Origin of the sequence: Microseira wollei NIES-4236 (genome assembly GCF_020521235.1) — a bacterium.
In the GTDB taxonomy this organism is placed as follows: Bacteria; Cyanobacteriota; Cyanobacteriia; order Cyanobacteriales; family Aerosakkonemataceae; genus Microseira; species Microseira wollei.
In genome coordinates this window covers 1-10,859 of sequence record NZ_BLAY01000248.1, presented here as the reverse complement: position 1 = coordinate 10,859, position 10,859 = coordinate 1, and the positions used below count along the sequence as shown (strand labels likewise).

Genomic DNA, 10,859 nt, shown 5'->3' with positions numbered 1-10,859 from the left:
TTATACCAAAAGATTGTCAAATGCCGTGTCCCTACTTGGGCAACGAGTAGAATCAATTTTGGTTTATACCAAAAGATTGTCAAATGCCGTGTCCCTACTTGGGCAACGAGTAGAATCAATTTTGGTTGATACCAAAAGATTGTCAAATGCCGTGTCCCTACTTGGGCAACGAGTAGAATATATCAGGAGGTTTTTTATGAACCCAACCAAGATGGCTCAAGAACTTGCCGAACTTTACGAAACCGACTTGGCTCAATGGATTGACAAAACAGTCCAATTGCTCGAAGAAGAACGGTTTGCAGAAATTGACTTAAAAAACTTAATAGAGGAAGTTGAATCATTAGGTAAGCGTGATAAACGAGAAATTCAAAACCGATTGATTGTGTTGCTAATGCATTTACTCAAGTACGCATACCAACCGGAAAAACGCAGCACCAGTTGGCTTTCCACCATCAACGAACAGCGAAGGCAAATTGTTCTTGTTTTACAAGATAGTCCAAGCTGGAAAAATTACCTGAACGAAAATTTTGCTGATTGCTACGCCAAAGCTAGAGGAGAAGCAAGGGACGAAACTGGACTGTTAATCGCAACTTTTCCTGAAGAATGCCCCTTTGCTGAAGTGGATGTGCTGACTGAGAGTTGGTTACCGTGAAACCAATTCTCCTGCACCAGATGTTACGAGATTCGCGCCATCAAAGTTTAGATTTAATTTAAAAAATATCTACTGTTGACTAACGGTGCAACTAGAGAGCGTGCTGGTCCAATTGCCTCTATCTGGACATCCAGATGAGCCAACTCGGATTAAAATGGCTGTTGGTTGACTAGAGCCAGAAGCCGTGAGAAAAACACGATTGGCGTCGTTACTAATATCCCCTAAAATATACTGACTTGGTGAAAAACTGACCCGAACTTGTTGACCGGATAGTTGACCTAGTAGGGGAATTCCGATTTGCGGCTGTATCCTCAATAAATTGCCATTCTGGGTAACAGATATGCCATATTTACCGTTTTTTTGTCGCACTTTTGGATCGGGATCGATAGAAGCCATCACCCACTGACCTGTGAGGCTGCGAGGGATGTTAATATTGGATTGAGTAGTGCGAGAAAGTTGAGCAATCGTGGGGTGAGTGGTAATAGGTAAAGTAATTAGAGCGATCGCACCCACTTTAATCGCCGTTTTCGCTAATTGCAAATTCATATTATTCCAGCAAGTATGTTGTTGTGCAGGCTTTCACTGCTGTAAATCGTGCAACAAGTTAATCTCTTAACTTTTGCAAGATGTTTGTTACAGCCTCTATTCCTCAAGTTAGTAGACCTCAGATCTTGCACCACGGGAGGTAGAACCTCCCGGATCTCGTTCCCAGGTTCAACCTGGGAACGAGAATACTGAGGCTCTGCCTCAAGGTGCAAGATCTGAGTAGACAGGACTTACGCAAAGAAACTGGGTTTCCATGAAAAATCGCTTTATAACTAGAGATCGCAGCAAGAAACAAAGGTGATAGGTTCGTCTTGCGTTACAGCCTCTATTCCTCAAGTTAGTAGAAAGTTGTGAAAACCCTGTGAAAACCTGGATTAAGTTTTCTTAAGGGTTTTGGTTGAGCAAAAACGATGAGATTTTAGGCTGCGGCGCGGGTAGGCTTTTTAGCCAACCCTAGCCCACGATTGTATTTTAAATAAATCCCTGCGGCGACAAATACGGCAATGATAAAAGCACCAATTCCCAAAGGATTGGGTAACCAAAATATTGCCTCTAAATGATTAATTTTACCGGGTTGAAGATGCCAAATTAGCTGATGTCCTTGGTTTTGGCTGTCTGGTTTAATAGCTTTTTCACCAGCAATGCTGCGCGCACCCCAAGGTGTATTGAGGCGAAACTCCAGATCTAAAAGCGAACCGGGATCGACTATAACGCTACCATCAGAAGCAAGACGGGAAAGCGATCGCAAGTCCAAATCGTAACTCAACCGATTTCGCTGCAACAGCAATAAGTTATTCTGTTTTAAGCTCAGGTTAGACTTAATTTCCGACAAATCTGTATTAGCCGTGACAGCAGGTTGTTTCTTTCCCTTGTCCGTCCCGTTGAAAAACTGGTTAAACTTCTGCTCTAATTCGGCACCATAATAGAAAGGAATCGTTACCGTTAATTCGGTATCGGAAATGCGCTGGCTTTTCCCTTGTAACTGCTTAGCGCGAAGTTCCAGACTATTTAACCATTCTTGTGCTGTTTCCGGACTCAACTTGGTGAATTGTTCTCCCAGTTTGATAGATTGTACGATCGCGCCCTGGTTTGGACTATCAAAACTCACATCCAAGTCGTAATCCACACACCCAGCTAGCAACAGCGAGGCTACCAGTACAATTAACAGCAGCCGAGTTTGCACCACAAAGCCGCGAATACCCCGCCTCACGCCAAAAATAGCCTGACTTACCGCTAAAACAGTTCTTTTTAAGAGCATTTGCCTTACTCCGCTTCTTTTCATCCCGGTTCGTGCCTCTCTGCGGTTCATTTTAGGCTGATTTTGGCTTAGCTTAGCCACCATAAGCCAACTAAAGTTATTGCGATTGCCGCCAACGCCACCCAAATAAACAGATTATCTTTTGTATTCACCTGGCTGAGATCCACAGGTTCTGGTTGAGTAAGGGTACGTGGCTTCGACTTAACTGGCGCAGCAGCGCGTCCTAAGCGAGTTTCTGCCGCATTATCCGGCAAAGACGCCAGATCTGGAATTTGAGTCAGCCATTCGGGACGGCGGTTGAGCTGCGGTGCTTCTAGGATATAACGCAAGCGGCGACCTTGTTTGCGGGTTTCGTAACTGGGATGGTGTTCTAGTTGGGTGCAGAGTGCAATAGCTTCCTGTCTTTGTCCCGCTGCTTCATACGCCGTCACCAGCCAAATTTGCACCTCGCCTCCCAAGCGCGAGTTCCTTTCTACCAAAGCAGCTGCCTTTTCTAAGCATTGCACCGACTGGCGATACTGACCGCGTTCAAACGCCGCTTTGCCAGCTTGGTACTCGGTTTTGACGATTGCTAAACTTTCTTGACTCATCTAAAATCACCTGTTCGTTTAGGAAACCGCGTCTATTCATACCGCGGAGGAAACACGACTCATGCTGTTTTAACAGCAGTCCCCAAAAGGGGTTGGATCAGCACAGGAGTAGTACTTATCCATTTTCCCTGTATGCCGGGAATGCCTTGCTACGACCGTATAGTTAGCCGAACGCTAACGCTTTCCGCAACGCTTTCGCCAATGTTATCAGTCGGTACTATCCAAACAGCACTGTCTTACCCCGAGTAAAACTGTTTAACTATTTGGTTCTAGAGGAGGCAGCGCCGCCAGAGGGGGAAACCCCCATGAGCGACTGCCGTCAGAGAACTGGCGGCAGCATCCCCTGGTAGGAACTTGAACGCTTGCCGATAACTTCGTTTCCCCATTGCTGGGACTATGGCGCCTCAGCACCTTCCCTTACCTAAAGATTTGAGGCGATCTTGCCCCGCCTATGCGAGAGCGGGGTGCTGACAGGGTTACAGCGAGCCCTCTGAACATCGTAACCTTTCTTAACAGTTTTTAGCCGCTTGGGATTGCCGGATGGGTGGGGCGGGGTGTGGTGCGCGCGAGCGCAAACTTTCGAGTATCCGAAGATTTTCTGCAATTAGCTGGCGTACCTCTTGCAACTCTAGCTGCGTAGTCATACGCGCCAGTATTTTATTAATTTTCACCAACTGGTAAACCAGACAATTAACTTGATTTTTCAGCGTTTGAATTTCTTTTTCATTGTTCATCGGTATTTACTCCTTGTAATGGCAGGATGTTGAGTGAGCAAACCTACCAGCCAAAGCAAGTTTGCTCATACCAAGCCACTTTAACCGCGAGCCAAATACTTCCGGCTAATGGCTAACAGCTAATTGCTAATTGTAGGATTTCGCAGCCCTTATCAATTAGCAAAAAAGCCACGTTTATTTGTACGTTCATTTCGTGAAATGGTATCACTCTTGCTTGATTAATGTCTACCCTGACGCTTGTTAGGGTAATAGGTTCAGCTTCATTTGCCCTAACACAAGTCAGGCTAACGAGCGTTAGGGCAAAACGAGCAATAAAAGTTACAATCCTCTAGTTATCTAGTAGTAAAAGTTATTGGTAAAACCCGCTACTACCCCAGGAGAAACATAGTATATTGAATCAACCATACATGCTCCCCTCTTGGCGGTAGAAGATTATCTATTTCTTTCTTCTTCTTTCTTCGTGTTCTTCGTGTCTAATTCGCGAAGCGCGAATCGCTCTTGCGCATCCGCAAGCGTTAGCGAACGCTAACGCGGTTTATTAAATAGTTATTCTTACCTAGCGAAGTGAGTATCAAATGCCGATGCTATTGAAATAATAACCTGTTAAAACAGGTTTTGTAGGGGCACGGCGTCGAATAACTTTTGATTTTTACCAAAAAGTTATACCGTGCCGTGCCCCTACAGTCTGAAATTTATTTAACCGCTTTACCAATATAATTTATTGACGTGTCATCGTTGATTTTGACTGGCAACTCTCCAGTATTCCAATAATCTAGATAATCAAATAAATTTAACTTCAAACCCTCACCAAAAATATCAAATCCTTTAATATCGATATTTTTAAAGCCCGCAACGTGTAACCAATCAGTCAACGCTTCTGGCTGAATAAACTTATTCCAATCATGAACGCCGCGCTCGATTTGCCTCAAAATATTTTCTAAAAGCCAAATCATCACCAATTTTGACTTAAAAGTTCTGTTGATAGTGTCAAATAAAAACAATCCATCTGGCTTTAATACCCTGTAAACTTCTGAAATTACTTGCTCTACATTTTCTACATGTTCTAGAACATCAACGCATACCACCACATCAAATGTAGCATCGCCGTAAGGAATATTTTCAGCAACTGCCTGCCGATAATCTATTTCAAATCCACTACTTTCCGCGTGGTTTTGAGCAGCTTGAATGCATTTAGCCGATTGGTCTATACCCGATACCAATACGCCCCTCGCTGCCATAAATTCACAGGAAAAACCCCCGCCACAGCCGACATCTAAGGCTTTTAAGCCTTGCCAATTAGAAACATATCTATCAAAAAATTCAAATCGGGGTTTATTTATATGATATAATGTATAAACTTTTTCCTTGGGATTCCACCATCGCTCTGCATAAATATCGTAAAACTTTAGATCGTTCTGTTTCATAAAAGAAACCCGGTTTATGTGAAAAATCTGGGATTGGGTGACTAGATATCGCCGCAGAAACCGGGTTTCTCAATCCCAAAGAAACCGTGTTTATGTGAAAAATCTGGGATTGGGTGACTAGATATCGCCGCAGAAACCGGGTTTCTCAATCCCAAAGAAACCCGGTTTCTGTGACTAGATATCTCCGCAGAAACCGGGTTTCTCAATCCGTGACTACTGCCTGATAAACTCAGAGGCGACGATCATCGAACCAATCCCAGCGTCGGTAAAAATTTCCAACAGTAGGGCGTGGGGAATTCGACCATCGATAATGTGGGTAGCGCGGACGCCTTGAGCGAGACTCCGCACGCAACAATTTACTTTCGGAATCATCCCCCCAGACACCACACCCGAAGTAATTAGATTTCGCGCTTCTTGAATATCCACCTTGGCAATTAGGGTAGAAGGGTCTTTGTAATTTCTCAAAATCCCTGCGGTATCGGTGAGCAAAATTAGCTTTTCCGCCCCTAAAGCGGCTGCCAATTCTCCAGCTACGGTATCGGCGTTAATGTTATACGCTTGCCCGGTTTCGTCTGCTGCGACGCTGGATACAACGGGAATATAGCCGCTTTTAACCAGGGAGTCTACAAGCTTGATATTGACATTGCTGACTTCACCGACAAAGCCAATGCCCTCGCGACCTTCTGGACGAGCTTTAATCAAATTGCCATCTTTGCCGCAAAGACCAACGGCACAGCCGCCAGCTTGGTTAATTAGGGAGACAATTTCTTTATTCACCCGACCGACTAAAACCATTTCCACCACGTCCATTGTGGGGGCATCGGTCACCCGCAGACCGTCTTTAAATTGCGGTTCAATTCCCAACTTATCCAGCCAAGAATTGATTTCCGGACCGCCGCCGTGTACGACTACAGGACGCAGCCCTACGCAGGATAAGAATACAACGTCGCGGATTACTTTATCTTTGAGCGTGCTATCTTTCATCGCCGCACCGCCGTACTTGACGACGATGGTGCGACCGGCGAATTGTTGGATATAGGGGAGTGCTTCGCTGAGTACCCGCACGCGCATGGCCTCAGCTTGTTGGATGTAATCGGACTCGTTGAGCATGACCAGCTCGGTTAAAAATAATTAAGGCATCGATTGTAGTTTAAATTACCAATCTGGCTGTGAGGAAGTTTTTCCCACTTGTTTCAAGATTTGGTCACTAAGTTGAGGGCTGACGCAAAGAAACCGGGTTTCAAGGAATTATCGTCGCTTTGGAACCAAAGATCGCAGCAAGAAACCCGGTTTCTAGGATCGTCGTTTTTCCCAGAAACCGGGTTTCTTTGTCTTGCCCTATCCTCTTAAACGCTCAGTTTTCAGGATTTATGGGTGGCTTCAGTACGGTGGGAATGGTTTCTATGATTCGTGCTGCGATTTGTGCGGGTGTTTCCTCGTGGGTAACGGTGATGCGGAGGTCGGCTTGGGCATAAAGTCGCTGTCGTTGAGCTAGGCGCGTTTGTAACTCGCCCGCTGGGTCGGGAACTTGCAGGAGAGGTCGGGTTATATCGCCAGCCAAGCGAGATAACAGTATTTCCACAGGAACATCCAGCCACACCACCAGACCTTGTTGCAAATAGCTCCAATTTTCCCGCCGCAGGACGATACCGCCACCGGTTGCGATCGCTAATCTCGTATATGCCGACAGTTCCCCCAGTACCTTGCTTTCCAACTCCCGAAAGGCTTGTTCGCCCTCACTTTTAAAAATATCGTTAATCGATTGACCAGCTACTTTCTCAATCACCGCATCTGTATCGCAAAACCCGTAACCGATTGTACTTGCGAGTTCCCGCCCCACGGTTGTCTTACCAGATCCCATCATGCCAATCAGGTAGAGATTGATTCCTTTTAAACGATCCCTCACCCGTTCTGCTGTGTCGGCTATCTGCATCGGTATCTGCTATCTGCATCAAAACTAGCATCTAGTTTACCTGGAATTAGAGCCGAGCTTAATTTTACGTAATTCTACGGTCAGTAACACACTGGAAATTTTACGTAATTTTACGATCAGTATAAACCTCTGGTGAGTGGTTATTCACAGAAGCTTTATAAAAAATTAATCGATTTTTGCCGAAAAACTGCCTACAATTCGATCAAAATTTAACTTTAAAACAAAAAAAGAGCTTGACTGGGGTCATCCGCAGTCAGCTAAAATACAGCAAATATACTTAGTGATGTTCCCGCCAGCGACTTGAGTTCAGTAGTTTTACTTATCAGTTTTTTAAATGTTTCGCTTTTTGTGGGTGATCGCCATGTTTTTAATCCGTGAAGTTGTCCAACAAGCTCTGACCACTGGCTATCTGACTGTTGAAGCAGAAGAGCAACTGCGGCATCTGTTGCAGAAAAAGTATGACTTGGACGATCTCGATGCCTTTGTGAACTTGCAGCAAGCTGCCATGTCGGGTTTGGTGAAGCAAGAGTCGCGTGAATTAAGAATATCTGGACAAATTTCCCTGAGCAATTCTACTGTCTGACAATGGGGTGGTGGAGCTATAGCTTGACTTGAGTTGAAAAATCCCATCACCCATGACCCATGACCCAAGTCTAAGGGGTTTGGTTTTAATCTAGAAGTCGATGGCTATTTTGGCCCGACTACCGACGAAGCAGTGAGAAAATTCCAAACCGACAAAGGCTTGGTCGTCGATGGTATTGTTGGGCAAGCAACCCTTGAAGCACTGAATATGCTCCTACAAACAGCAGCCTAGTGTAGCAAGGCAGAAGTTTTCCCACAGTTCCTGGTTGGGTAGAGGGAGGCGGCGAAGCGTCAACAGGACTTACCCACGACAAACCTAGAAACCGGGTTTCTTGCTCCGATATTTAGTTCCACAGCGACGATTTTTCATAGAAACCCGGAATATGCGCCTAAGTCCTGGTCAACTTACTCGCTTCCCAATCAAAAATTACCTATCTCTTCTTTTATCTTTGCTCTGGGATCTCTGGGTCCTCTGTGGTTGATTAAACTCGCTTTATGAAACTAGAAGAAATCATCAACCAAGATACATTCATCGACTTAAATACCCTCAAATATGACAAAGATTTGCTCACATAAATCCAGACAAAGCTCAGGGAGTTGGGTCTGGATCCCAAATCGAGGATAGATGGTATTTATGGACAAGAAACTGAAGCCGCGCTCGCGCAGTTTTGCCAGTCTGTAAACCTGGATAATATGCAGAAAGAAAAATTCGATAAAACTTTTGCCCAGACACTTCTTTCCACCCAAGAAATACCAGAAAATAAATTATTGACCAATCGCGACTATAACCAGGCTGCTAATTTGTTAAACGTTGAAGTTGCCGTAATTCGATCCGTGGTAGAAGTAGAAACAGCTGGCGTAAGGATTTTTGCCCGATGGTCGTCCCAAGATTTTATTTGAACGTCATTGGTTTTACAAGCTGACACCGTTACCCGTCAGCCAAACCCGCCCCGACTTGAGTAACCCTAAACCAGGGGGTTATTTGGGTGGAATTAGCGAGTGGGATCGGCTCAACGATGCGATAAATTTAGACCGGATACCAGCACTCAAATCTGCGTCTTGGGGGTTGGGTCAAGTGATGGGATTTAATTATAAAATTGCTGGCTACTCTGATGTGGAAGAGTTTGTTAACGCCATGCATCTCAGCGAAGGGAAGCACCTGGAAGCAATGATGAATTTCATTAAAAGCCAAAATCTAGATAAAGCTTTGCGGAGTCGGGATTGGGTAGCCTTCGCCCGTGGTTACAATGGCCCCGCTTATGCACGCAATCAATAGGATAAAAAGCTAGCCGCTGCCTACGCCAAGTACGCTGCTATTCCTAAGAGTGCTTGATATTTTCTTTACAGTTATAATTTCATCGGAAAAACCGGGTTTTTCCGATGAAATTATTTAGTCATGCACCCTTTTTTCTGGCTTCTCAAAGTTTTTAGACACTCGCCTGTTTTAACATCCCAAAGCTTAATCGTTTCATCTTTGCCGCTGCTAACCAACATCGAACCGTTGGGACTAAAAGCAACCGTTCTTACTCCTTGAGTGTGTCCCTGGAAAGTTTTGAGGCAAAGACCTGTAGGAATATCCCAAAGTTTAATTGTTTGGTCTTCGCTACTACTGGCAAGGATTGAGCCTTCGGAACTAAAAGCAACCGATCTGATCAAATTGGTATGTCCTTGCAAAGTGTTTATGCACTTTCCGTCACGAATATCCCATAACCTTACCGTTTGATCTTCACTACCACTAGCAAGCATTAAGCCATCGGGACCCAAAGCAATTGACCAAACTCTATCAGAGTGTCCCTCTAAAACTTGGAGGCAAATACCCGTAGAAACATCGTAGACCCTTATCGTTTGAGCATCGCTACCAATAGCAAAAGTTTGACCATCAGGACTAAAGGCTATTGACTTTATCCAATTAGCGTATCCCTGGCAAGTCAAAAGATGTTGACCATCCGCAACGTTCCACAAGCGAATTTCACCATTAGCATCCCCCGTAGCTAAAACTTTTCCATCTAAACTAAAAGCTACTGATAAAACACTGCTAAAGCTTTGCCTGAAAATGGAATTGGCTAAATCGCAGTGGGAAAAATTGACTTGATGCAAATTTACATTTTTGAGTTCGGCTTGCCAAATTATTAGGTTATAAAAATCAAAACCCGTTAAATCAACTTGCAGGAGAGCGAGTAGATTCAGAATATTCCCAGCAGCGTATCCTGGTTCGCCTGGATATTGTTCTCGCAATGTTGAGAGAATTTGCTGAAGCTGAATTTTCAGATTTCTTTGACCGCTCATCATAGCGAGCGCTTTTTCTATCACTGGATTGAGTATCAGTTCAACTTGAGTAGCTTTAATGTAGTCTTTCGCCTGAGCTTTAATTAAAGGATGACTTTTCAGCAACTCTATATCGCCTTTTTTAATCTCTTGACAAACTTGGTTTATCAATCTCTCAGTTATATATTCCATAACCACAGGTTGTCTTGTAAAAATAGCTGAATATTTACTTTTTTCAATCAGCGATCGCCAATGCAAAAAATTTAGCCCTTCCCAGACTTGCCGTTGCCAAATCGGTAAAATATTCTTTGGCAGTTCTGCTATATCAACTCCCTCCCGGTCAATGGCAAACCAGTACAAAATTTGCTTTTATGCTTGTGATAAGCGTTCAAATTGCCGATTTAAAATATCTCTAACATCATCAACTCATAAAATTCATTGCTTAATATTTTAGACAAAATCAGAAATATTTCCCTGCCATAAATCTCGAATCGGCGTAGCTATCATCTTTAAGGCTAGCGGATTACCTGCATAATTTTCGCTCAGAAATTTCCATTCTTCATCTGAGCCTGAAAAGGAACCCTTGACGTTAAATATTTTCCTTCCTTCTGCTACGGTCAAACCACTGACGGGGTGACAACCCCGTCAAAACATGCGTAAAATCAAGGACATAGCCCTCAACCCTCTCTGAAAGAATGGCAGTTTGTTGCGTCTTATTCTCATTAATTCCCCGAGAATTTCTTGACAAAATTCCATTCCAACTACCCAAGATTGACCGTATAATCCAATCCAAAAACTACTGTGTCGTCGCTGCCAACGCTTGGATTCAGTTAGCCGACCAACATATTTTTGAATTCCCATACGCTTGATTTTCT

General features: G+C 44.1%; 13 protein-coding genes and 3 pseudogenes. 6 read left to right on the top strand and 10 right to left on the bottom strand.

The genetic code is table 11. From position 1 onward, the window contains the following. The coding region (locus MiSe_RS44180; RefSeq protein ID WP_226592875.1) for a DUF29 domain-containing protein at positions 1-652 on the top strand (652 nt) is incomplete at its 5' end. A 69-nt stretch (positions 653-721) separates the two neighbouring features. On the opposite strand, the gene MiSe_RS44175 is transcribed toward MiSe_RS44180, so the two are convergent. The 7 genes from MiSe_RS44175 to MiSe_RS44145 all read right to left on the bottom strand — a co-directional run bounded on the left by MiSe_RS44175 (position 722) and on the right by MiSe_RS44145 (position 7,137). Beyond that, positions 722-1,198 (bottom strand): hypothetical protein, encoded by a 477-nt coding sequence (locus MiSe_RS44175; protein WP_226592873.1) that lies wholly within the window; start codon positions 1,196-1,198, stop codon positions 722-724. Positions 1,199-1,616: 418 nt separating this feature from the next. Next, positions 1,617-2,456: a DUF3153 domain-containing protein gene (locus MiSe_RS44170; RefSeq protein WP_226592871.1), complete on the bottom strand. Its 840-nt coding sequence runs from the start codon at positions 2,454-2,456 to the stop codon at positions 1,617-1,619. A 68-nt stretch (positions 2,457-2,524) separates the two neighbouring features. Beyond that, complete coding sequence (locus MiSe_RS44165) at positions 2,525-3,046, bottom strand: hypothetical protein (protein WP_226592869.1); 522 nt, start codon at positions 3,044-3,046, stop codon at positions 2,525-2,527. Between the two features lie 509 nt (positions 3,047-3,555). Next, a complete protein-coding gene (locus MiSe_RS44160; protein WP_226592867.1) occupies positions 3,556-3,780 on the bottom strand; it encodes a hypothetical protein in 225 nt (74 codons plus the stop codon). 692 nt (positions 3,781-4,472) lie between these two features. Further along, the gene (gene ubiG, locus MiSe_RS44155; protein WP_226592864.1) at positions 4,473-5,204 is read right to left on the bottom strand and encodes a bifunctional 2-polyprenyl-6-hydroxyphenol methylase/3-demethylubiquinol 3-O-methyltransferase UbiG; all 732 of its coding nucleotides are present in this window, start codon (positions 5,202-5,204) and stop codon (positions 4,473-4,475) included. 213 nt (positions 5,205-5,417) lie between these two features. Continuing rightward, positions 5,418-6,314 (bottom strand): acetylglutamate kinase, encoded by an 897-nt coding sequence (gene argB / locus MiSe_RS44150; RefSeq protein ID WP_226592862.1) that lies wholly within the window; start codon positions 6,312-6,314, stop codon positions 5,418-5,420. A gap of 244 nt (positions 6,315-6,558) precedes the next feature. Then, on the bottom strand, positions 6,559-7,137 hold the full coding sequence (locus tag MiSe_RS44145; protein WP_226592860.1) for a shikimate kinase: 579 nt from the start codon (positions 7,135-7,137) through the stop codon (positions 6,559-6,561). A 361-nt stretch (positions 7,138-7,498) separates the two neighbouring features. Here MiSe_RS44145 and MiSe_RS44140 point away from each other — a divergent pair, with 361 nt between their 5' ends. The 5 genes and pseudogenes from MiSe_RS44140 to MiSe_RS44125 all read left to right on the top strand — a co-directional run bounded on the left by MiSe_RS44140 (position 7,499) and on the right by MiSe_RS44125 (position 8,995). Next, positions 7,499-7,720 (top strand): hypothetical protein, encoded by a 222-nt coding sequence (locus MiSe_RS44140; protein ID WP_226592857.1) that lies wholly within the window; start codon positions 7,499-7,501, stop codon positions 7,718-7,720. Positions 7,721-7,810: 90 nt separating this feature from the next. Then, positions 7,811-7,951 (top strand): annotated as a pseudogene (locus MiSe_RS44135) (peptidoglycan-binding domain-containing protein); the annotation flags it as partial. Between the two features lie 344 nt (positions 7,952-8,295). Then, a pseudogene (locus MiSe_RS53360) lies at positions 8,296-8,376 on the top strand (peptidoglycan-binding domain-containing protein); the annotation flags it as partial. A 36-nt stretch (positions 8,377-8,412) separates the two neighbouring features. Beyond that, complete coding sequence (locus tag MiSe_RS44130) at positions 8,413-8,619, top strand: hypothetical protein (RefSeq protein ID WP_226592855.1); 207 nt, start codon at positions 8,413-8,415, stop codon at positions 8,617-8,619. Continuing rightward, entirely contained in the window at positions 8,588-8,995 is a 408-nt protein-coding gene (locus MiSe_RS44125; RefSeq protein ID WP_226592853.1) for an N-acetylmuramidase family protein, read from the top strand. The genes MiSe_RS44130 and MiSe_RS44125 overlap by 32 nt, the downstream gene beginning before the upstream one ends. Positions 8,996-9,105: 110 nt before the next feature. Here MiSe_RS44125 and MiSe_RS44120 read toward each other — a convergent pair whose 3' ends face one another. From MiSe_RS44120 to MiSe_RS44110, 3 genes and pseudogenes are all read right to left on the bottom strand, one after another. Further along, positions 9,106-10,344: a WD40 repeat domain-containing protein gene (locus MiSe_RS44120; RefSeq protein WP_226592851.1), complete on the bottom strand. Its 1,239-nt coding sequence runs from the start codon at positions 10,342-10,344 to the stop codon at positions 9,106-9,108. Positions 10,345-10,434: 90 nt separating this feature from the next. Beyond that, the gene (locus tag MiSe_RS44115; protein WP_226592849.1) at positions 10,435-10,605 is read right to left on the bottom strand and encodes a hypothetical protein; all 171 of its coding nucleotides are present in this window, start codon (positions 10,603-10,605) and stop codon (positions 10,435-10,437) included. A 24-nt stretch (positions 10,606-10,629) separates the two neighbouring features. Beyond that, positions 10,630-10,859: pseudogene (locus tag MiSe_RS44110) on the bottom strand (IS4 family transposase); the annotation flags it as partial.

Coding starts and splice junctions, on each gene's coding strand:
- MiSe_RS44130 (WP_226592855.1), top strand. CDS start 8,413: ATGCAGAAAGAAAAATTCGATAAAACTTTTGCCCAGACACTTCTTTCC.
- ubiG (WP_226592864.1), bottom strand. CDS start 5,204: ATGAAACAGAACGATCTAAAGTTTTACGATATTTATGCAGAGCGATGG.
- MiSe_RS44160 (WP_226592867.1), bottom strand. CDS start 3,780: ATGAACAATGAAAAAGAAATTCAAACGCTGAAAAATCAAGTTAATTGT.
- argB (WP_226592862.1), bottom strand. CDS start 6,314: ATGCTCAACGAGTCCGATTACATCCAACAAGCTGAGGCCATGCGCGTG.
- MiSe_RS44140 (WP_226592857.1), top strand. CDS start 7,499: ATGTTTTTAATCCGTGAAGTTGTCCAACAAGCTCTGACCACTGGCTAT.
- MiSe_RS44175 (WP_226592873.1), bottom strand. CDS start 1,198: ATGAATTTGCAATTAGCGAAAACGGCGATTAAAGTGGGTGCGATCGCT.
- MiSe_RS44145 (WP_226592860.1), bottom strand. CDS start 7,137: ATGCAGATAGCCGACACAGCAGAACGGGTGAGGGATCGTTTAAAAGGA.
- MiSe_RS44170 (WP_226592871.1), bottom strand. CDS start 2,456: ATGCTCTTAAAAAGAACTGTTTTAGCGGTAAGTCAGGCTATTTTTGGC.
- MiSe_RS44165 (WP_226592869.1), bottom strand. CDS start 3,046: ATGAGTCAAGAAAGTTTAGCAATCGTCAAAACCGAGTACCAAGCTGGC.